Origin of the sequence: Nitrospirillum guanabarense (genome assembly GCF_034653355.1) — a bacterium.
In the GTDB taxonomy this organism is placed as follows: domain Bacteria; phylum Pseudomonadota; class Alphaproteobacteria; order Azospirillales; family Azospirillaceae; genus Nitrospirillum.
The window spans coordinates 1,073,130-1,095,188 of record NZ_JAYEER010000003.1; the positions used below are offsets into that span (position 1 = coordinate 1,073,130).

Genomic DNA, 22,059 nt, shown 5'->3' on the forward strand with positions numbered 1-22,059 from the left:
GGGGGAAGAGAGCATGGGTACGGCACCGCTGCGCGTGGGCATTGCGGGTCTGGGCACCGTCGGCGCCGGGGTCCTGAAGGTGCTCACCACCCAGGGCGGGCTGCTGGCCCGGCGCAGCGGCCGGCCGCTGGTGGTCACGGCCGTTAGCGCCCGTGACCGCGCCCGCGACCGGGGCGTCGACCTCTCGTCCGTGCGCTGGTACCACAACGCGGTCGACCTGGCGGCGGACGACCAGGTCGACGTGGTGGTGGAACTGATCGGCGGGTCGGACGGCATCGCCGCCCGCACCGTCGAGACGGCGCTGGCCCATGGCAAGCACGTCGTCACGGCCAACAAGGCGCTGCTGGCCCACCACGGCACGGCGCTGGCCACCCAGGCCGAGGCCCAGGGCCTGACCCTGGCGTTCGAGGCGGCGGTGGCCGGCGGCATCCCAGTCATCAAGGGGCTGCGGGAAGGCCTGGCCGCCAATCAGGTGCGCGAGGTGCACGGCATCCTGAACGGCACCTGCAACTACATCCTGACGGAGATGCGGACCACGGGCCGCGACTTCGGCGACGTGCTGGCCGAGGCCCAGGCCAAGGGCTATGCCGAGGCCGACCCCAGCTTTGACATCGACGGCGTGGACGCGGCGCACAAGCTGGCCATCCTCACCTCCGTCGCTTTCGGCACGCGGGTGGACTTCGCCAATGTGCATGTCGAGGGCATCCGTCACATCTCCGCCCTGGACATCGACTACGCCGGGCAGCTGGGCTACCGCATCAAGCTGCTGGGCATCGCGCGCCGCACGGAGAATGGCATCGAACAGCGGGTGAATCCCTGCATGGTGCCGGTGGGTTCCCTCATCGCGGCCACCGACGGCGTGTTCAACGCCGTGGTCGCCGACAGCGATTTCGCCGACAAGGTGGCGCTGGTGGGCCGGGGGGCCGGGGCCGGACCTACCGCTTCCGCCGTGGTCGCCGACCTGGTGGATATCGCCATCGGCCGGCGCACCCCAACCTTCGCCGTACCCGCCAGCCAACTGGCACCCCTGACGCCTGCCCCCTTGTCGGCGCGGCGCGGACGGTATTATGTGCGCCTAATGGTGGTCGACCGCCCGGGCGTCATCGCCGACGTCGCTGCGGCCCTGCGCGACCAGAACGTCTCCATGGAGTCGTTCCTGCAGCGGGGGCGGGCGCCGGGTGAGGCTGTTCCGGTGGTGCTGACCACCCACGATACGGAAGAGGTGGCGATGTTGCGCGCCCTGGCGGTCATTGGCGGCCTGGACGCGGTTCAGGAAACCCCGCGCATGATCCGTATCGAGGATTATTGACACACCACCGTCACCGACCCCGCCCTTATAATAAGGGGTCCGACGGCAAACAAACTCAGGGGAAGATGACTATGAGCAAGGCTATCGAGGCGCCCGTCGATCCGAAGGGCGACATCAGCCTGGTGATGGACCGCAACCTGGCCCTGGAAGCGGTGCGCGTGACCGAGGCCGCCGCCTTGTCCGCCTCGCTGCTGATGGGCCGCGGTGACGAGAAGGCCGCCGACCAGGCGGCCGTGGACGCCATGCGCAAGGCCCTGAACAGCCTGGCCATCGATGGCACCGTGGTGATCGGCGAGGGTGAGCGCGACGAGGCGCCGATGCTGTACATCGGTGAGAAGGTGGGCAGCGGCAACGGCCCCAAGATCGACATCGCGCTGGACCCGCTGGAAGGCACCACCATCACCGCCACCGGTGGCCCCAACGCCCTTGCGGTCATCGCCATGGCGGAGTCGGGCGGCTTCCTGAACGCCCCCGACGTCTACATGGACAAGATCGCCGTGGGCAGCGGCCTGCCGGAGGGCGTGGTCGACATCGATGAGAAGATCGAGACCAACCTGAAGAACTTGGCCCTGGCCAAGCATGCCGACGTGGCGGAACTGGTGGTCTGCATCCTGGACCGCCCCCGCCATCGCGAACTGATCGCCCGGGTGCGCGCCGCCGGCGCCCGCATCATGCTGATCGGCGATGGTGACGTTTCCGGCGTCATCTCCACCGCGCAGCCCGACAGCGGCATCGACCTGTATGTCGGTTCCGGCGGGGCGCCGGAAGGCGTGCTGGCCGCCGCCGCCCTGCGCTGCATCGGCGGCCAGATGCAGGGCCGCCTGCTGTTCCGCAATGACGACGAACGCGCCCGCGCCAAGCGCTGGGGCGTCACCGACCTGGACCGCAAGTACGGCCTGACGGATCTGGCCAGCGGCAACGTCATGTTCGCCGCCACCGGCGTGACCACCGGCACCATGTTGCGCGGCGTGCGCCGCTATCCGGGCGGCGCCTACACCCATTCGGTGATCATGCGGTCGAAGAGCGGCACGGTGCGCTATGTCGAGGCGCATCACAATCTCCGCACCAAGACCAAATTCATTCCGGATGCAGAATAACCTTACGTTTGTGGGCTCGCCGGCGGGGGAAACCCCGGCCGGTGAGCCACGGCCCCTTTTAGGGGTCGCCCGCTCGGCCACCGGTCGGCGCTGGCTCGCCCGTCCGCATGACGAGCGGCTGGCCCTGGCCCATGCCCAGCGTGGTGGCCTGCCGGAACTGGTGGGCCGTGTCCTGGCGGCGCGCGGCGTCGACCTGGACCAGGCCGAGGATTTTCTGGGCCCCACGCTGAAACGCTTCCTGCCCGATCCCCACGCCCTGCTGGACATGCAGGCAGCGGCCGAGCATCTGGCCGATGCCGTGCGGCGGGGTCGTCGTCTGGCCGTCTTCGGCGATTACGACGTGGACGGCGCCACCTCCTCCGCTCTGCTGGTGCGCTTCTTCCGGGCCGTGGGCGCCGACATCCAGGCCTACATCCCCGACCGCATCAATGAAGGTTACGGCCCCAACGCCCCGGCGCTGCTGCGCCTGCGTGAGGCCGGGGTGGACCTGGTCATCACCGTCGACTGCGGCGTCACCTCGTTCGAACCCCTGGCCGCCGCCGCGCAGGCCGGGCTGGAGGTCATCGTCGTCGATCACCACAAGGCGGAGCCGGCCCTGCCCACCGCCCGGGCGGTGGTCAACCCCAACCGCCTGGACGAGACCGTGACCGACCGCCTGGGCACCTTGGCGGCGGTGGGCGTCAGCTTCCTGCTAGTGGTGGCCGTCAACCGGGTCCTGCGCGCCGCCGGCTGGTACGCCAGCCGGGTGGAACCGGACCTGATGGGCTGGCTGGACCTGGTGGCGCTGGGCACCGTCTGCGACGTGGTGCCCCTGGTGGGCCTGAACCGCGCCCTGGTGGCCCAGGGCCTGAAGGTCATGGGCCGCCGCAACAACGTGGGTCTGGCGGCCCTGGCCGACGTCGCCGGCATCAATGAACGCATGGACGCCTACCACGCCGGCTACATCCTGGGGCCACGTGTCAACGCCGGCGGCCGGGTGGGCCGTGCCGACCTGGGCACCCGCCTGCTGTCCACCGAAGACCCGGTCGAGGCGCGTGAGCTGGCGGCGCAGCTGCATACCCTGAACGCCGAGCGCCGGGCCATCGAGGCACTGGTGCTGGAAGAGGCCATCGCCATGGTGGAGGCGCAAGCCGCCACCGACGCCTTGCTGACTTCTGGGGCCGGCGCCGGGGCACTGGTGATCGCGGGGGCGGGCTGGCATCCCGGTGTCATCGGCATCGTCGCTTCCCGCCTCAAGGAGCGCTATGGCGTGCCGGCCTGTGTGGTGGCGCTGGAGGGTGGCATCGGCAAGGCTTCGGGCCGCTCGGTCCGGGGCATAGACTTGGGCTCGGCCGTCATCGCCGCCCGCCAGGCCGGCTTGCTGATGGCCGGCGGCGGCCACGCCATGGCGGCGGGGTTCACCGTGGCGGAGGACAGGCTGGCCGACCTGCGCGCCTTCCTGGCCGACCGTATCGCGCAGCAGACAGCGGGGCAGGGCCCGTTGGTGCCCACCCTGCACCTGGATGGCGTGGTGTCGGTGCGCGGCGCCTCCGCCGATCTGCTGGGCCACATCACCCGGCTGGGCCCCTTCGGCACCGGCAATTCCGAACCGCGCCTGGCGGTGGCCGATGCCCGCATCGTGCGGGCTGACGTGGTGGGGGGCAACCATGTGCGCTGTGTCCTGTCCTCCACGGATGGCGCGCGCCTCAAGGCCATCGCCTTCCGCGCCATGGATGAGGATTTGGGCCCGGCGCTGCTGAACCACGGCGGTCGCCCCATGCATCTGGCCGGCACCCTGCGCGCCGACCGCTGGAACCGGGCGGAGGGCGTGCAGCTGACCATCGACGACGCCGCTTTGCCCGGCGTATCATGAGGGCGGCGACATTTATATCGGTCGGGTGGGGCAGCCGCGCTGTGTCTGCACCGATGGCCATTGTACGAAAGTAAGAAAACCGTCATCAGGTCCTGCCAGACCTACGGCGGCGGTCAATCCACATTTTCCACGCCCGGCTTGGATGTATGATGCTGGTCGTAACGCCATTTACACTAGGTGCCGACGGCCGTTATGCCCGCGCGCCCGAGGCTAATTGCCGTTGCGCTGGGTGGTTTAACCAAAATCATCTTTCCATCCAGCTTGAATTGCAGCCCCATCGGTCCTTCTTCATTACCGGGTGTTTTCAAATTATTGCCTGGCGTATTCGAGATTCCAGACAGTAGCGGCGTCTGCTGGTGCCAATTTATGCTTGGCCGTAACCGGGCTGTCACCGGTTCATCATTTTCCGATTCAGGGAAGGACTGGATTGACAGCGGCATTGCATTAAACGATCCTTAAGGCGCTGGGGCTGTTCCATCTCGCCGTTATTAGCGGTGGGCTGTTCTCGAGCGGCCGGCCGCCATAAAGCCGCAGGGCCGATCATTACAACGCAGGAAGGTTCCAAGGGTCCGCCCGGGCAGCCGAAAAGGATATCCGGGGGGGATGAGGGGGTATTGATGTCGGGACAGCCTGGAACGAAACGGGTGGTCGCGGCCGCGCCGGAAACACCGGCTGATGTCGGGACGCAGGAAACGACCCTCAGCCGCCTGGAATCCCACTTCCGTACCCTGGATGAAGGGTCGCTGGTCCGGGTCGCCGCCGCCGTGGAGAAGGCCCGGGCGACGGAGACGGGTGCCGCCTCCGACGAACAGATCCTCACTTGCCTGCGGCCCATGCTGCGCAGCCTGCGGCCCGTGCGCGTGCCCACTTTCCAGCGCGCCATGTGCGTCTGCCTGGAACCCTACCTGGTGGATTCGATTCCCGTGGGCGCCATCCGGCGCGCGGTGGTGTCCCGCTCCAGCCTGGCGCCTTGGTGGCGCCTGCTCATGGGCTCCCCCTACCGGCCGCGCCTGGCGGCGGCCACGGCCGAGTATCGCAACGCCGTGGCGTCGGAACGGCAGGATGAGATCGACGCCGTCGTCCAGTTCGGCCGCAGCATCGCGGCGGAGGCCACCACCACCCTGCTGGCGGAGGCGGCGCAATCCGCGGTGCGCAAGCGGGAACTGGAGGTGCTGCTGGGCAGCGAGCGCGCGTTCGAGGACGCGGCGGAGATCGCGCGCATTCTGGGCCTGGATCCGTTGCTAACCCCTTGGTTCGACCAGATCCGTGCCGTGTGCCCGCGCACGGCCGACGGCCGGGTGCACGACTTCAACCCCCAGGGCACGGTCATCGCCAAGAACGGCTACATGCACCTGCATGCCGCCGACCGGGAGGTGGTCGACTATTACTTCCACGGCCTGCTGCGCCTGCTGGCCCAGCCGTGGCAATCGTTGCGCCTGGTGCGCCTGCTGTCGGCCGACCTGCTGCGCGCCGGCGGCGACAATGCCGGACTGCAGATGATTCCGGCCAAGCTGTTCGGCGACCTGACCCGCACCTTGGCGGAGATCGGGCGCACGGCGGCGGGCGACCGCGGCATGACCCGCCGGGTGTGGCTGATGACCTGTGCCCGCCTCATCTCCGACGCCGGCGCCATGGTGCAGGGCATGGCGGAAGAGGTGAAGGAATTCGGCAACGCCGGGTGGGAGACCATGATGGTCGAGGCCCGGCAGAAGGTGACCCAGGCGGCCGATCAGTTCGCCAGCGTGGCGGTGCGCGATGCGGCCCTTGTGCTGCCCCAGAAGGAGGTACGGGAAAAGCTGGAGGTGCGGCTGGTGCCGGACATGGCCCAGAGCCCCACGGATGACGAGGTGTCGGTGGCCCAGGCGGCCGCGACCTTGTTCACCGCCTGCCGCAAGGTGGCGGAAAAGGAAGGCTTCGACCGGTCCATCCGCGCCAAGGAGGCGGACCTGGAGGCCACCTTCCACACCGCCATCACCTTCCGTTTCGAATATCTGCGGGCACGCGGCAAGAACAAGGCCGTGTCCGCCCAGTTGCAGGCGTTGGAGAAGGTCTTGCGCTCCATGCCCAAGACCGAACCCATGCTGGACCTGATCCTGAAGGCGGAACGCGCCATCGAACGTTTCCGCTGACCAGGAGTCCTCCCGTTTTCCCGCCCGACCCGGCCGCGCTAACAGGCAGACCCCCTATGCGCGAAAACCGGCGGGCGGGGCTTTTTATCCGCTTGCCTTATGGGGGCCAGATCATTATGTATCCACCCCGCCGTCCCCTTCGTCTAGAGGCCTAGGACACCGCCCTTTCACGGCGGCGACACGGGTTCGAATCCCGTAGGGGACGCCAAATTTGGCTAAGTGCCTGATTTAGCTCGCATATCAGCCTCCGCTGGAAAAATCGCGTGACACACGGATGTGACACACGCTGCGGAGGTCAAAATGTCCCCCATTCCATACGTCGTTCAGCGCCGCAATGGGCTCTACTTGCGCGTCCGGCTGCCCTCGGATATCGCTACCTTGACGGGGCGGAGCCATCTCACGCGGTCCCTGCGGACGGCGGATATTCGCCGAGCCCGTCCCACCGCGGCCGGGCTGCTGGCGCGGGCCCATAGCGAGTGGAAGGAGGCGCGCCGGTCCATGGTCGCGAGCTTGCTGGGGAAGTCGATCGACGATGTGACGGCTGACGATTTGCCGTTCCTGACTGATGCGCAGATCGACGGCCTGCCGGAACAGGAGCGGGCACGGGTCTGCGCCCAACTGGTGGCTGCGCTCGACCGCATGGACTTGCAGGCCGAGCGCGATGAACTCGAGGCGGAGCGGCTTGAGGTTCAAGCTGACCGACAGGCGATGGAGACGCGGCGCCTGGCAAATATCGTTGAGAACCGTCAGCGCCTGGAAGCGGGCCAGGACCTGCTGCATCGCGTTCATAAGATGGCCCTGGATCTGTCCGGCAAGGCGCGGGAGCTGTCTGTACAGAAGCGAGACTTGGCCGAGCAGGCTGAGACCAAGGCCTTGCTGCGTGAAATCATGGCTGGGGTGGCCCAGCTACGCATGATGGGACCGGCACCACCATCACTTCCACCAACGGCCACGGCACCGTCGCCGGCTGAGAACATGCCCTGGGATGCCTTCACGGAGGGATTCTACCGCGACAAGCCGGGCCTCGGCGAAGGGTCGCTCGCCAGTTACAGGCAGGCGTTTCGTGAATTCAACGATCTATTCCCGGGAAAGAAGCTGGGCGGAATTACAAAGGCCGATATCAAGGCCTTCTGTGACCATCTCCGAGACCGTCCTATCAATCGGGCGGGGCGAACCGCCATGTCGCGCGACAATATCATAAAGTTATTGGGCCACATCCGCGGCTACCTGGACTGGACAGTCTCCGCCGGGCTTTTGACGACCGGAAACCCGGCTGCCGGTGTCCAGCCCAGGGCGGAGACCCGCGATGAAAGGATGGGGCGGGAGAAGCGCCGGGCTTTCAATGACGAGGAATTGGCCAAGCTCTTCGGCAGTCCGCTGTTCGTCGGGTTCAAAAACCAGTCCAAGCGCTCTACGCCGGGAGAGATGCGCGACCGGGATGAACCCTTTTGGTTTTTTACGATCGCTGCCCTGACAGGGGCCCGCGTCGAGGAGGTCGCGAACCTGCCGGCCGAGTTCGTGACGGTTGGATCGGTCGAGTGTTTCGATTTCATGCACGCCGGCAAAACCGCCGCAGGTCCGCGCCTCGTGCCCGTGTTGCCGGCGCTCTGGCAGATGGGCCTGCGGCGATGGGCGGATGGCCGGCGCCGCCTGGGTCTGGGCATGGTACAGGGGCCGAACGCCTACGACGATTGGTCCAAGTGGACGAATCGCTACCTGCTGAACATTGGGCTCAAGGCGCCCAACCTCGTGACTTATTCGCTGAGGCATTCGTTCCGCCAAGCGCTGCGGACAGCAGGCTTACACGCGGAATTGATCGACAAGGTCTTCGGGCATGAAGGGGATTCGGTCGGCGCCGGCTACGGTCGAGAACTCGCCGCCGCCGAGGCCGCCCAGGTGATTGAAAGGGTTAAGCTGCCGGTGAACCTGGAGCACCTATTCATCCATCAGGCATGACGCCTGCAGGCTTGGAGGGATATCGCATAAGGGCGCCCAGCCTCGTGGGCGCTGAGGTGGATTTTTGACCGAAAGAAGCCACAGGAGTGCCCAGCGCCTAATGCGAGGGGCACGGCCTTGGCTGTTGCAGACTTGTCGCCTCCACTCGCCAACCGGCGGCCGAACCAGGCCGACCGGGGGCGAGACCCATGAGCTGTTTCCTGGTTTCAGCACTGCCAAAGGCCACGCCAGGAAGATCGCCGCGGCTCCAGCGCCAGCAGCCAGCCTCGAAATGTAGGCATGGAGGTACAAGGCCACGACGTCCGTCGCAAGGAGGAGCGTGCCCGTATGGACGCTCCGGTACTTTGAACACATCGAGGCACCACACGCCGGACAGGTGAAGGGATGATCCCGCCTGTGTTCCGTCGCCTTGCCGTGGGCGATGTGATTGCCGCCCCACGGACGGATGTGGCGAGGAAACGGAGTGATCACTGGTTCTCCATCATTAACTACCGGACCTCTTCCAGGGTGTTGACCATGGGGGCGACGTCCGGGCCGAACGCATCGTCAAGCTCATTCATTTCCCAGTTCAGCCTGTCAGCGGAGGGCATAGTCCGACAGGCGCCGCTCGAACGTGCGGAATGAGCTGCAGAACCGGGTGCGGCCAGAATATTCCGGGTGCGTCTTCCATAACACCGCCAGTGTGACGCCCGGCCACTTCAACTCGTGGGCCAGCGCCGGCCAATTTGGTTCCGCTGCGTGGGGGGATCCTTGTTGAACGCCGGCCTGGCGAATAGCAGGGCCTCCAGCGTGTTGTCGGTGGGGTCAGCCAGGTCAGACCTGCAGTCTCTGCCGCTTCATCAGCTCTCTATTCGCCAGCATCAGGGGGCCTCGTCGATGACCACGAGATGCCCAATGCCCAAGTTGCGGACCGAAGGGAAAACGCAGAATGCTGCCTGCCGCTTGGCCAGCTTCAGATCGGAGTGCTGACCGACTTCAGCCAGATATCCGCCCAGCTTCAATCAAAAATCCACATTCGGCCATGCTGGGCGTCGCCGGGCGGATGCTTGCCAACAGGCACGCGCTGGCCAAAGCCGAAGGACGAGGCGGACGCAGGTCAATGGTTTCTAGCGACACTGCATTCCGCATAAAAAGTACAAATGTACTATCTCGTTCTGTCGGGTCATGGCGGTGTTCCGGGTGATCCCACGCATAAACAGGGAGCCAACAGCGTGGGTGGACTGAGCGGGACTTTGCGGAGTGGTTGATTGATGAATTGTCTCGACGGTGCTGCCCGTCAGAGGCGGTCGTATATGTCAGGGGGTCGGGGAAGGGGTGGTCGCGATAGGGACTGAGGCCGACTGGCACGGTTGATATCAACTAAAAAGAGCGCTTTGGGTAGGTTGCAACTTTTCCAAAGCCGGCTTTGACGTTGGAGATGTCCAGATTTCCATAGAAGTCAATACGTTATACGCCGACCTGCGCCGACGCAGCTTAACAGTTCTGTTAAGCGGGGGATGGACAGCGGATTTCACACACTCCCCCCTTTCCCTCTGGAAAGAAAGGATCTCCGATTTGCTGGTTGTCAATAAAGCACATTAATATCAATAGGTTGCGTGCCGACCCCCATGTTGGCAGATTAACAGAATCGTTAATCAGAATTAGGGGCGCCATGAACGAAGCGCGGAGCCAAGATAGGATGGGAATTCGACCTCATTTGGTTGCGCACGAGATCTGCAACAAATTTTATATGCAACTAATTGATGCACAAAGAAAAAGTGAACTTTTGTGAAATCCCGCCTCGAAAGCTAGGAAATTTCCTACGGTTCGCCTTCCGACAGAGTCCAAATTTCACACTTACGTACATAGAGCCTCCCGGTTCCCACTTTTCTGGACTGGTTCTATCGAGATCGGCCCGGTCCACGAACACGTCGACATTGGCACTCTTTATCTGGCGTCGGTGGATCACTCGATCGGTCGAAGTGGATCATCCTGATCCGGGTAACGGACCCCCGCCTCTGCCGGTCGGCGAGCGACTCCCACTACCGTGTTCAAAAGCGCTGAAACAGGACTCGGCTGGTGCCCGCATTGAAGCCCTCAAACTGCCCTGATAGAACCGGCATCCAGCTAGCCTAGGCAGCCACCAAAGGGGTTTGGTCAGATATTGGCTGGCGATAATACGAGCGTACTGTGAGCTAGCGATGGCTCTCCATTACGCCCCGTAGCCAGATCTTGGTGTCGGGCAAGAGCCGGCTCGCCGCCCATCTAGGGCGTAGCAGCCCGCTAGACGTGCGCCGCAGTGGCCGACAAGCGGTGTACTCCGCGCCGCAATTCTTCTCGAACGCCTGGGGATCATGGCTGCCGTATTCCACGGCCAGGGAATGGTCCACGATCAGCTGCGTGGGTACTACCGGGTTGACCTTGGTCAGGTCACCGCCCTGATCTGCGATGGCGTCGCGCAGGCCCGCCAGGTCCACCAGGGCCGTCTGGCCCGACGACGCGGGCGGGGTACCAGGGGAAGTCCAGGTCGCGCCGCCGCTCCACCAGTTGGCGCAGGGCGTCGGTCAGCTGCGCCGGGTCGCAGCGGCGCACCAGCTGCTCCGCCAGCACGTGGGAGACATAGGGCAGGCCGGCCCAGGCGCCGGGGCGGATGGCGTCCACGGCGGCGGGCGCGTCGAAGTGGCGCCTGAATTTTCCCCAGTTTCGCTGACCGGCGAGGTCCCGGGGGGCATGCCCCCGGGACCTCGCGGCCGCTTGGTCACCCAGACTGTCCTCGCAGGAGCGAGGGAGGGGACTGGTGGTCACACTTGGGGAACTCGTCATGATCCTGGAACTCGCCCGTGAAGGGCTAACCATCTCCGCCATCGCCCGGCAGACCGGCCTGGACCGCAAGACCGTCCGTCGCTACATCGCCCAGGGGCTGGAGCCGCCCCGCTATACCCTCCGGCCGCCCAAGCCCACGGTGGTTGGGCCCTATGAAGCCTACCTGCGCCAGCGGGTGATCGCGGTGCCCGGGCTGAGCGCCCGCCGTCTGCTGCGGGAGATCCAGGCCTTGGGCTATCCCGGCGGCTATACGGCGGTGAAGGATTACCTGCGCACCGTGCGACCGGCAGCGGCCAAGGGCTTTGAGCAGCGGTTCGAGACGCCGCCGGGGCATCAGGCCCAGGTGGCCTTCGCCCACTTCAAGACCAGCTTCACCGATGAGCCCGGCGTGGAACGGGTGGTGTGGCTGTTCTCCCTGGTGCTGGGCCACAGCCGCATGCTGTGGGCGCGCTTCGTCGCCCGCCAGGACCTGGCCACCGTGCTGAGGTGCCATATCGCCGCCTTCGAGGCTCTGGGCGGCGTACCCGCCCGCATCCTCTACGACCGCATGAAGACCGCCGTGCTGGGCGAAGCGGTGGAGGATGACGGCGCCGATGGCGGCATCGCCTACAACGCCCGCCTGCTGGACCTAGCCACCCATTACGGCTTCCTGCCCAAGGCCTGCAAACCCTATCGCGCCAAGACCAAGGGCAAGGTCGAGCGGCCCTTCCGCTACATCCGCCAGGACTTCTTCCTGGGACGTACCTTCCGCAACCTCGATGACCTCAACGGCCAACTGCGCCTATGGCTGGACCAGGTCGCCAATATCCGCCGCCACGCCACCACCCAGCGCATCGTCGTCGAGCACTACGCCGATGAACGGCCCCACCTCAAGCCCGTCCCCGCAATCCCCTATGCCACCGTGCTGTCCCTGGAACGCCGCATCACCAAGGACGGCATGGTGTCCGTCGGCGGCAACCTCTATTCCGTCCCCGACAGCACCCGGCGCCGCGCCGTCGAAGTGCACCTCACCGCCGACCAGGTCCACATCCTGGAGGAAGGCCGCCGGATCGCCGTCCCCCCTGTGCTGGAAGGGCGTGGGCGCCGACACCTGATCGCCGGGCATCGTGTCCTGCCGCCACCTGTCAACAGCACGACACCCCGGCAAAGTGTTCCTCAGGCGCCACCATTACGGCGGCCCGGCGAGATCGTCACGCCGCGCGACCTGGCGATTTACGACGCCATCGACCGCCACCGTCGACAGCATCCGGCGCCATCTGGTGGGCCCGAAGATGCCGCCCAGATCGGCAGTGACCTTGTTAGAATATATAAGCGCTGTAGCAACTTGCCACGATACCTACGTGTGAATTTCTCTTAACGTAGCGCGCAGGCGTGGTAAAATACCAAGGAATTAAGCGGATTTTCGGGAAAAATTGCTATCTGTGGCTGTAAAATAAGGAAATATGATGCCAAAAGTATTCTATGATGCTATTGCCAATTCGGCCATTATAGGTCCCGAGCTTCCATTCGTTCATACAACATCTTCTGTAGATTTTGAATTTCACATAGGTCCAGATGGAGTGCTTAAGGCAGAGAAGTGCCCGGTCTATAATGAAGAGTTAGTATATTTATTTTATGGAAAGCCATCTTATCGTCCCAAAGACGGAGAAAAGATCCATAAAGCTTCGATGAAGCAATTTGCTCCTGTTTGTCTTGTATTGAAAATTCCAGATGGTGTGGAGCCGAAAAGAGTATTGCCTTTCGATAGTGGTGCTTACCATAATGGTGTCATGACCAGTGAAGGGCATGCGCATAGAAGACTGAAGAAAGACGTTTTTGAATCAAGAAGTAGATCGGCGGCTGGGAAAATAGTCGGCGTATTCTTTGGATCGAACAAAGATTACTATGATGAAAATCCAAAAACGGAGTTTGGTGTAGATCCAACTCATAATACTTGTGTTGAGACATTTGTTAGTTTGATATCGAGGACGGGAAGCAATCTGGGCGACTCCAGGCTTAACAGTATTGAGATACAATTCGCGGGAAAAGTTGAATTGGCCGGTACGGTGATTGCTGTGGCAATGGCTGATACGCTATATCAGTGTCGAGATGAAATACAAAATATATTAAAGGATTGGGGAGCGGAGCCACTACTTTATCCGCTAAATGGTCGATTTACGCAAAATGAATGTTGTGCATCTATAGAAAATCTCGTGAGAACTTTTTTGGAAGAAAAGGGTTATTTGAATGACTGATTCGCTCAATGTGATTGGCATATTTTTCCCAATGCCAGGAGTGTTCGGATTTCAGGTTCCGGTTTTTTCCGTTCCTGGATCCAATTCGATGTGTATTCAGAATATAAATAGCGCGGATATAGTGGTTTCTTGGAGAGATTTCGCTTCTGAAAATATAGAATTTGAATTCATAGGTATATCAATGCGGGCCGACGTAGGGGGTTCTGGAATTTATGCGATAAAATGCCCTGATGGTAAGCTCTACGTTGGAAAGAAGGAGACCTTACGTAATGTAATTTCATCGAATCTGGACGAAGGCGTATTTCGCGATTTTCCAGTATTAAGATTTCAGATTAGTTCATTTTTTTGTCTTAAAGAAAGACTGTCGATCGATGCCCGTGACGCATATACATGGTTAGCGCGTTCTGCATCTGATTCGGTTGCCAATTCATGGGTTCTTGAGACTGCAATTACGCCCATTGTGCGTCTATACGTAGAGGCGTACTTAGACAGCAAGCAAAATAACGGGCTGCCGAGAATTGCAGAGTTAATCAGAGTAAGAATGAGCAATAACAGTATCACTATATATTCTGATAACGTAAGGGGAGACTGTATTTTTTATGATAAAATATCAGATGTATTAAAACATATAAATGGAAATAGTGTCGAAATATTAGGTGAGATACAAAATATATGGGCGATATCGGCGATAGTTGTTGAGGAGATTGGCCATGATTATAGTGATAGTCCAGATAGTAATGAGACTATTGATCTTGTCCTTATGGAGGCAAAAGATTTTCTTAGCAGGGAGTATTTCGAAAAAATTAGAAACACAAGAAATATTCCTCGAAGAGCTAAGGCAAAGGCAGCCGCAATTCACTCATGGATAAATGAGATGAAGAGGATAGGGGATATTATTGTCTACATGGATAAGAAGAATTCTCCGATAAATAAAAGGCAACTGCAATTGGATTTCGATTCCTCTTTCCAATCGATTGAGGCTGTGGCGGCGCAGTTTGTGGAAAAATATGGGAAATATAGAAAATATAAATGGACAATAGAAGATTTTAAGATAGGCGAAAAATATAGCAGTCATTTGATATCGACTTTCTCTGAAGTCTACAGTAATCGCCATGGTGGTATTTATGCGATTGGGAAAAATAGAGCCTATTCTGCCGTCATAATAAAGGCAACGGTTGGAATATATTTTGATCATAAAAATGAATTGTCGTCGGCAAAATATAAAAACGAATGGGTGGAAAGGGGTGTTCGTATTAAATACTACCTAAAGATAATGAAAATAAATGATGGCTATATAAAATATAGCAAAGATAACCATCTTCTTTTGGGGTCTTCAGATATTCCGATTCACGTATTTGCTCGAGATGAAATGAAATCAGAATATACATATTATGGAGTTTTTAGAAAAATAGGCGAGTTTGAAGACCATTCAAAGGGAGTTTTTTTAATAAAAACGTAAATCCACAGATTGTATTCCATGGATATACGGCCCCACATTTAGGCGATTGTTGTCAATGGGCTTAGGGATTCTGCAAGTATTATTCGGCAGCTAGCGCTACTCTTTGCTCCGATATCAGGGACCGGACGATAGCCTCCATCACCGGCGGGCATACTCCATTGCCTAGCAGCCTGACTTGGTCCCTACGCGATCCGACGGGTAGCTGATAACCACTCCCGAAGCCCATGGCACGGCGGAGTTCGGGCACCTGGAGCATGCGAAGCATCGGCTCGCCATCCTTCCATGTGACCAACCCGAAGCGGTCAAGCGTCGTCAGCGTCCGGATCGGACGGTCGAGTGGCTGCCAGCCACCACCGCCATCCGAGCCGTAGTACACGATCAGGAAGGGCACACCCGTTCCGAGGGTCTTCATGGCGCGCTCGGCGCGGGCAATGGTGCCTTCGGCCCGACCGGGCCGATAGAGTGGTTTCGACTGCCAACCGCCGTCCACAAGGACATCGTCAGCTATTGTACCCGGTGGCAAGTTGCAGGGTGGGGATACGGGAACGGGTACCGCTTCCCGATCACAAAGCAGGAACAGCCGCCGCCGGGACTGGGGAGTTCCGAAGTCGGCAGAGTCGAGCACCTGCGGGAGGACGTTGTAGCCTAGCCCATTGAGGTCCGAGACAAGCGGATCGTATCCATCCCAGCTCCGCATATGGACCACGTTCTCAATCACGATCCAGCGCGGTTGCAGCTCCCTTGCGAAATTTGTGACGTAATGGGCAGTCTTCTTGCTTCCCTCGTCACGCGGGCGGGAGCCCTTGGCGCAGGTGTGGTTGGTGCACTCCGGAGAGGCAAGGAGAAGGTCAATTTCGCCGATTTCGCCAAGAATGGAGGGGCCGGAATCCTCCTCCATCCTGACGTTCACGGCCTTTGCGTTGGCGAAGTTTGCCTCATAGGTTTTGGTCGCGATGTCCCATGCGTCCACGCCGCAGACGATTTCCGCCCCCGCATTCTTCGCGCCCCAGCTGCTCCCGCCGCCGCCACAGAAAAGATCGATCGTTCTCAGTCGCATCGTCAACAATTACCGGCTTGTGGAGCTCTTTTCCACTTCATTGACCATTTCCATCCTCACATCCCTCCAGGTGTGGCAGTTCGGAGATTCCTTGGTCGGTTCCTTCCAGCCAGCGCACGAGAAGGTCTTTCAGATCGGTCTCCGAACTGCTCCTTGTCGTGCATTCCCACACGGTGAGGACGCGCCAGCCTGCCGCGAGCAGTTCCGTGACGGCGGCCTTGTCCCTCTGCACGTTGCGTTCCAGCTTCGCTTTCCAGAACTCGGTGTTGGACGAAGGGACCTTTGCGTGACGGCATCCTTTGTGGCAATGCCAGAAGCAGCCGTGAACAAACACGGCCGCCCGGCGACCAGCCATGACCAGGTCGGGCGCGCCTGGGAGGTCTTTGCGGTGCAGGCGATAGCGCACTCCTGCTGCAGTCAGTGCCTTCCGGACTGCCCACTCGGGTTTGGTATTTTTGCCGCGGATCCCCGCCATCATCCTGCTGCGGACGGCTTTGGATACACGATCGGCCATCGGGCTCTCCCATCAGCGCATCTCGGGGATGTTATCCATGGGAGCCGAATAGGTGCTTTCCCGGACAGCATCCCAACATTCGGGCTTTTTCGCCCATTCCGAGACCATCTTGCCCTCAGCTGAATAGTGAAGGACATCGTTGACGCCCTTCGCCCAGGTCGTGATCTGTTCCTGCAATTGCATTGAGAGGTCCTGATGGATCCAGATCCCATCCAGGTCCATCTTTGGGCCAAGCCGGTCTGCCAGGATGGAGACCGTGTATGCGGCCACGTTCGCCTGGAATGCGGGGAACATCGGACGGACGAGCTTCTGAACTTTCTTGAAAATGATGGCCTTGGCGATCATCCGCTTGTAATCCGCCACGGTAGGTAGGGCTGCTGCGGGCTGTCCATCGACTTCCTTGAACCCTTCCATGAAGCGCTCGAAGTTCTTCTGGGAGCCGAAGCAGACATGGTGCGGCTTGCGGTCCCAAGCATGGAGATATTTCGCCAGGTCGGTCTTCGTGATCTTCCGCGCGGCGGGAATTGCCTCCTTCAGGTCCCTGAGCTTGGCGGGCGTGGAACCTTCCCGCGCCAGCATCGTGTTGTAGCTCCCCGCCGCGCGTTCGTAGAACCAGCGGCCGATGCCGTCCGGGCAATAGGTTGACAGGGCAAGACGCTCCATCTCGACGTGAAACGGTTTGTTGGCGGACAAATCCGACATCTTAACTGCGTTCTGGCTGTTGGCGTACTTTGAGATGTCAGCGATCAGGGCTTCTTCGTCCGGTCCATCCTTCGACTTCAGGACAATGATTTTTGCAGGAACGCGGACCCGTCCCAGATCGACCTCGGGATTGCGTTTTTTGGTGAAGTAGATGGAAGCGGTGGTCTGGCCGCCGTTGACCACCTGCATGCCCTTGAGCCAGAGGATGCCAGGGGTACCGTCATCCGTCTTTCCGAGATGGATTTCGTCGGCGACGAGGACGATGCCATTATTGTAGGCCATGAACTTTTCCGGGTCGTCGCGCAATGTGTCCCGGATGCCGCGATTCACCTTGCCGGTGACGGAGAGGAACGACCGCACATTTGCCTCAAGCAGCCGGGCGCCGTATTTCTCGTAGATAAACCTGAGCGCCTCGCCCGGAATGGCCGTCAGCGCGTAGTCGTAATCGGCCGCCTGGCCCGGCACATACACGCAGGGCAGCGCCCCTCCCGATGCTTCCGCGAAGTTTACCACCAGCTCGTCGCGTGGCTTGCCCGATGACCAGTGGCGGTGCAGACGCTCAATGTCCATGACCTCGAGCTTGATGGTCTTGCCCTTCACCTCTCGGGTCTTGAAGTTCTTCGCTTTTGCCAGGCGATCCGTTAGGACATAGATGCGTATCTGGTCCAGATTTTCGTAAGTTTCCCTTATGTTGAGCACCAGCCCATATGCCTCGTGAGTTTCCTCCATATTCTGGAGCAGGCTGCCGTCCGCAGCTCGGGTGAGGAAACGGATGCACTGCTCGGCCGCCGTTTTGGTGTCCGCGTCCGAGATGGACGTTACCGCATCCACGCCGGCATAAAGGCTGACGAAAAGATCGATCTGATCAGCCTCCTCCGAGATGGCGTATCCACTCAGCCGTAACGTTCCGACGTTTCCCCTGCCGGTATGGAGGTAGTGGCATACGACCGGCTCAAAGGTCATGCCCACTTCTGCCATGTGCTGCATCACGACCTCGGCGAAGACGAGCTCGGGGTACAATAGCTCGGTTTCGCCCCGGACCTCGGCCTGGGTCTGTCTGAGAAACTCCTCAAGCTCCATTTATTTTCCCCCTAACATCTCAAGCGCATGCACAAGGCCGACATCGATAGCACCGGAGAGGTCAAGGTCGACCTCATAGCGAGCCTTTCCGATGCCCGGATTGACAGTCATCCGGGTCAGCCTGGGAAAGGCGCCTTCGACAGGCAGGATGGACGTGCCTGAATGCGTGAAACGACGCACATACCTATCCGCGAAGGCCTGAAGATAGCCGGCCTGCACCAGCCGGCTCTCGAAGGTGCCGAGAGCCGTCGGTTCCGCACAGAGAATTCCCCTGATGTCGTCGGCAAATTCCGGCAGGCTGACGCCCGCGCTACCGAGCGTGAGCCGCACTGCGGCAACAAAAAGGGGCTGCCGGAGCGTTTCGTCGAGTTGCTCCAGAGAGCTGACCGTGGCCGGAAACCCGTTGGCGGACAGGGTGGTCTTCACCTCGATGGCGCCGGGACCAATAAGGAAGTCATGGAGGCCGTCGAGGGGGCCGTGCCAGGCATCCAGGACGGAAGTGGCTGGCATGCCTGCTCCGAGCAGGGATTTCAGCACCACCATCTCACCGAATAGGCCCGTCTCAACCTCTTTACCGAGAACACCATCATGGCCGCGCTCCATGAAGTCCTGCCACGCGCGGATTCTCGCCAGAAAAAGCTGGAAAAGCCGTTCCTCACCGACGGTGGCACACCCTTCAAGCAGTCGCACCACGTCTCCTGCCATCATGGCGAACAGATCGAGACCTCCTGCGGCCTTGCGGGAAAGGGCCAGCCAGGCGTGTGTGCTACCCAATATTTCAGTGAACGGTTTGGCGACGCTGAAGCCGTGGCCCTGCGGGAGGTGGGCCTCCGGTGGCGGCCTGATGCCGCGGAAGCCGACGATGATTGCCTCTTCGTCTCCAGGGCAGTGTCGCCCTGCAAGCAGTCGGCATGGGGCGTCCAACTGGATGGGGATCGTGCGCCATCCTTCGCCGCCGTCTTTGCAGGAAAGGGCTCGCCACGCCTGGCGCAGACTCTCGGCGTCAGTCAGCGGCGCCATATTCCTGCTCCCATGCAACGTTGTTGACCCTGTATTCCACCTTGGTGCCCGAATTGCTGTCCGGAAAGCTGATGGAGAAAGCAACCACAGGAGGCGCATCGGTCGGCAGACCTGCTTCATCGCCGGCGAGACTGGGATCGATGACATATACGAACAGTATTCCCCGATCCGGACGGGCTGGAACACCCTCGGCCCCAAAGCCTTTTACGCGCCGTATGGATGGGCCATTGGGGGCTTCGGGAGGTTCACCCGACCCGTGCCTCGCCGGGTCCGCGTGGAATGCAGCCCGCGTGATGGAGAGCGCAGCGTTCCAGCTCGCTTCGTCCAGATCAATCGTCTCATCGCGGGGTGACATCAGGCGGCGGATCGAATAGCGGTCGGTATGGGACCCGTGTGCTGCGCGTCGAAGCATATCCACGGAGACGCCGGCCCTTAACTGCACAGGCATACCGTCGCCGCCGCCAATAAGCGCGACTGTCCAGCTGGTCAGCTCTCCCTCCGCGACGAGAGACGTTATGAACTGGGAAAGCAGCGCGCCATTGACCTTGTGGGCTTCCGGGTGAGTCTTGTAGGCGGTGAGGAAGTCGATGATATCGGAAGGGGGGACCCCCTCCCACAGGTATCCCTGCCATGTCTGCCTGGTTCCGCCCCTGGTCCTGGTGGGGTTTTCCTCCGGCGTGCCAAGGGATGACACCAACCTTCTGGCTGTCGAGAGATTTCGCTCGAGCACATCGCGCTCCCGGTGGAACGCCACAGTTTCGAGGAGCAGGCCGCTGAACGACAGCATGAGGTTCCGGGCCGAGCGCATTTTCAGCCGCGATGTCACGAGAAGTACGGGGTGAGATTGAACCTTCAGTCCGTAATCCCGTGGTGTCGCGCCGCTATTCGCCATCAACTCGAACTCCTCGCGAAGCTCCTCGGACGCATCAGCGATATGGCCGAACCACGCGCAAAGTTCTCCCGTAGTGTACAGGCGGCAGAGATCGAGGTAGCCAGGCCTGTAGCCGAACCAACGCCCCATTTGCATGAGGGTGTCGTACATCTTCGATGCACGGAGAAAATAGCTGATCGTCAGGCCCTCAAGCGTCAGGCCTCGGGCAAGCTTGTCACCACCAATGGCGATTACCTTGAGACCGGCGCCATCATGGTCGGCATAGTCGAGGGCATCCTTGGCTGTACCGTTGATCATGCGGACCTGGATGTCCGAGACGGTGTCCGCCAGCTTGGCTTCGATCTCGTCCCAGCCGAACGTATCTCCAATCACCAGATCAGGGTGGCTTACGGTCATGCCGGAGGTTGTTGGCTTGAGGTCTCTTTCCCAGAGCTGCCTGAGCGCGGAGACAATCGGCTCATGGCCGATCCGCCTGGTCAAACGCTGCTTGATTTGACGGAGGCGTTCCTCAACCTGTGAGTGGACCGCAGTCTGCACAGCAGTGAACCGGGTCACGTGGATGAGCATCGAACTGTGTTCGTCTGCCTGTCCCCTCAAGTTGCGGATCGCGCAGGCCAGCACGAAGGCATTGATTGCCTCAATCAATGATTCGGGAAGCGCGTCCTTCCCATTTATGAGCGGCTGGTGGCCGTTACGATGCTTGGGCGGCATCCAACCATTCAGGCCGTCGGATGTGCAGTAGTCATCGATCTGCCTGACCAGCGGAAGTCCACCCTCGCGACCTTCCTTGCCACTTGCCCCGAAAACCTTGCCGGGGCCGATGTAGTTCGACGGAGCGGCGAGGTTCACGATGAAACTGGCTGGAAAAAGATCCGGGCCTTCTTCTCGGGTCTCCCCGCGTTCATGGATGAAAATGTTGGCGAAGGGAGTGGCCGTGTAGCCGACGTAGGCTGACCGCGAAAAGGAATGGAGGATTCGTCTTGTCAGCTTGTTGATCGCTGTGGGCTGGTGGTCAGGGTCGGGCTTGCCATCGGAATCCAGCACGGTCTCGCCCGTATCCACACTGGCGTGGTCCGCCTCATCGTCGATGAGGAGCAGCGGCAGATTGGTCACGATCTTGCGGCCGGTTTCAGGGTCGTGGACGTTGGCAACGTGATTGCGGATCCAACGCAAGAGACGCTCCAGCACCGTCTTGTTTTTCTTGACCACAAACAGCCAGGGACGTTGCTCTGGGGTGATGCCGAGCTTCTGGGCGATGCCGGCGTTGAAGTCGCCGCCATTGGTGCGGTTGGTGGCATAGTTGGGGCGGATTGCCGGATCGCTGTCTATCTCACTGACGCCGATCGGCAGGATGTCCTCGTGGTTGGGCTTCGTCTCGTATCCCAGGAAAGCCTCGTCCAACCTCATTTGGGTCTGGGATCGCAGGTTGTTGTGTAGGCCGGCGAGGACGATAACGATCTTGTAACCCGCATCGGCCGCCTTGCAGATTAAGCCGCTGTAGTGGCCCGTCTTGCCCGATTGCACATGGCCGACGACAAGACCACGCCGGTCCCATGGCCCTTCACGGCGTGGATCCTCAAGCATGGCCAGAACTGAGTCCGTCGATTTGTCGAGGGCTTCGACCGCCTTGTAGGACAGCTTGCGCTCAAGCCACTCCCTATAACGCTGCCAATATCTCCAATCCTGTTTGCGCGCCGCCACTAACCAAGGGTCATGACCGGAGTTGCTTTTCAGGGTCGTATCCTCGCCTATCCAGAGACTGAAGCGACGTATCAATTCATCGGTGACCGCTTCGCGATCAAGGCCTTCAGCCCATTTGGGCTTCATGGAAAGGACTTGGTCGATCTTCTCGGAGATCAGGGCAGGGGTGATTGTTGACCTGTCGTCTTCGTCAACCAGCAATTCCTGCACCAGCTTGACGACCTTCTGACGGGTCTCATCGGCTGCAGACATTAT

General features: G+C 60.8%; 15 protein-coding genes, 1 tRNA gene and 2 pseudogenes. 10 read left to right on the forward strand and 8 right to left on the reverse strand.

What is annotated here, in order from left to right; all coding sequences use genetic code 11:
• Window positions 1–13 precede the first annotated feature (13 nt).
• The 3 genes from UAA55_RS14155 to recJ all read left to right on the forward strand — a co-directional run bounded on the left by UAA55_RS14155 (window position 14) and on the right by recJ (window position 4,258).
• Entirely contained in the window at window positions 14–1,309 is a 1,296-nt protein-coding gene (locus UAA55_RS14155; RefSeq protein WP_322953508.1) for a homoserine dehydrogenase, read from the forward strand.
• A 125-nt stretch (window positions 1,310–1,434) separates the two neighbouring features.
• Window positions 1,435–2,406: a class II fructose-bisphosphatase gene (gene glpX / locus UAA55_RS14160; protein WP_322954465.1), complete on the forward strand. Its 972-nt coding sequence runs from the start codon at window positions 1,435–1,437 to the stop codon at window positions 2,404–2,406.
• Window positions 2,396–4,258, forward strand: coding sequence for a single-stranded-DNA-specific exonuclease RecJ (gene recJ, locus UAA55_RS14165; protein WP_322953509.1), 1,863 nt, complete (start codon window positions 2,396–2,398; stop codon window positions 4,256–4,258). The genes glpX and recJ overlap by 11 nt, the downstream gene beginning before the upstream one ends.
• Window positions 4,259–4,431: 173 nt before the next feature.
• Here recJ and UAA55_RS14170 read toward each other — a convergent pair whose 3' ends face one another.
• The gene (locus UAA55_RS14170) at window positions 4,432–4,698 is read right to left on the reverse strand and encodes a hypothetical protein (protein WP_322953510.1); all 267 of its coding nucleotides are present in this window, start codon (window positions 4,696–4,698) and stop codon (window positions 4,432–4,434) included.
• A gap of 177 nt (window positions 4,699–4,875) precedes the next feature.
• On the opposite strand from UAA55_RS14170, the gene UAA55_RS14175 reads away from it, so the two are divergent.
• From UAA55_RS14175 to UAA55_RS14185, 4 genes and pseudogenes are all read left to right on the forward strand, one after another.
• Window positions 4,876–6,387: a hypothetical protein gene (locus UAA55_RS14175; protein WP_322953511.1), complete on the forward strand. Its 1,512-nt coding sequence runs from the start codon at window positions 4,876–4,878 to the stop codon at window positions 6,385–6,387.
• A 132-nt stretch (window positions 6,388–6,519) separates the two neighbouring features.
• Window positions 6,520–6,595 (forward strand) — tRNA-Glu (locus UAA55_RS14180).
• Between the two features lie 92 nt (window positions 6,596–6,687).
• Window positions 6,688–6,870, forward strand: a pseudogene (locus UAA55_RS31320) (DUF6538 domain-containing protein); the annotation flags it as partial.
• A gap of 15 nt (window positions 6,871–6,885) precedes the next feature.
• On the forward strand, window positions 6,886–8,343 hold the full coding sequence (locus tag UAA55_RS14185; protein WP_322953512.1) for a site-specific integrase: 1,458 nt from the start codon (window positions 6,886–6,888) through the stop codon (window positions 8,341–8,343).
• An 860-nt stretch (window positions 8,344–9,203) separates the two neighbouring features.
• Here the strand turns inward: UAA55_RS14185 and UAA55_RS14190 are convergent.
• Window positions 9,204–9,344, reverse strand: coding sequence for a hypothetical protein (locus tag UAA55_RS14190; protein ID WP_322953513.1), 141 nt, complete (start codon window positions 9,342–9,344; stop codon window positions 9,204–9,206).
• Window positions 9,345–10,752: 1,408 nt separating this feature from the next.
• Complete coding sequence (locus UAA55_RS14195; RefSeq protein ID WP_322953514.1) at window positions 10,753–10,983, reverse strand: hypothetical protein; 231 nt, start codon at window positions 10,981–10,983, stop codon at window positions 10,753–10,755.
• Window positions 10,984–11,119: 136 nt separating this feature from the next.
• Between UAA55_RS14195 and istA the strand changes: the two are divergent.
• The 3 genes and pseudogenes from istA to UAA55_RS14210 all read left to right on the forward strand — a co-directional run.
• Window positions 11,120–12,394 (forward strand): annotated as a pseudogene (gene istA, locus UAA55_RS14200) (IS21 family transposase); the annotation flags it as partial.
• A 196-nt stretch (window positions 12,395–12,590) separates the two neighbouring features.
• A complete protein-coding gene (locus UAA55_RS14205; protein ID WP_322953515.1) occupies window positions 12,591–13,379 on the forward strand; it encodes a hypothetical protein in 789 nt (262 codons plus the stop codon).
• The gene (locus tag UAA55_RS14210) at window positions 13,372–14,838 is read left to right on the forward strand and encodes a hypothetical protein (protein WP_322953516.1); all 1,467 of its coding nucleotides are present in this window, start codon (window positions 13,372–13,374) and stop codon (window positions 14,836–14,838) included. Before UAA55_RS14205 ends, UAA55_RS14210 begins: the two co-directional genes overlap by 8 nt.
• Before the next feature lie 79 nt (window positions 14,839–14,917).
• Here the strand turns inward: UAA55_RS14210 and UAA55_RS14215 are convergent, their stop codons facing one another.
• From UAA55_RS14215 to UAA55_RS14235, 5 genes are read right to left on the reverse strand one after another with little or no spacing between them, the layout of a single operon-like run.
• Window positions 14,918–15,895 (reverse strand): DNA cytosine methyltransferase, encoded by a 978-nt coding sequence (locus UAA55_RS14215; protein ID WP_322954466.1) that lies wholly within the window; start codon window positions 15,893–15,895, stop codon window positions 14,918–14,920.
• Window positions 15,896–15,932: 37 nt separating this feature from the next.
• Window positions 15,933–16,409, reverse strand: coding sequence for a very short patch repair endonuclease (locus UAA55_RS14220; RefSeq protein ID WP_322953517.1), 477 nt, complete (start codon window positions 16,407–16,409; stop codon window positions 15,933–15,935).
• A 12-nt stretch (window positions 16,410–16,421) separates the two neighbouring features.
• Window positions 16,422–18,191: an AIPR family protein gene (locus tag UAA55_RS14225; protein WP_322953518.1), complete on the reverse strand. Its 1,770-nt coding sequence runs from the start codon at window positions 18,189–18,191 to the stop codon at window positions 16,422–16,424.
• Window positions 18,192–19,211: a PD-(D/E)XK motif protein gene (locus UAA55_RS14230; RefSeq protein WP_322953519.1), complete on the reverse strand. Its 1,020-nt coding sequence runs from the start codon at window positions 19,209–19,211 to the stop codon at window positions 18,192–18,194.
• Entirely contained in the window at window positions 19,195–22,056 is a 2,862-nt protein-coding gene (locus UAA55_RS14235; protein ID WP_322953520.1) for a Z1 domain-containing protein, read from the reverse strand. The genes UAA55_RS14230 and UAA55_RS14235 overlap by 17 nt, the downstream gene beginning before the upstream one ends.
• Window positions 22,057–22,059 lie beyond the last annotated feature (3 nt).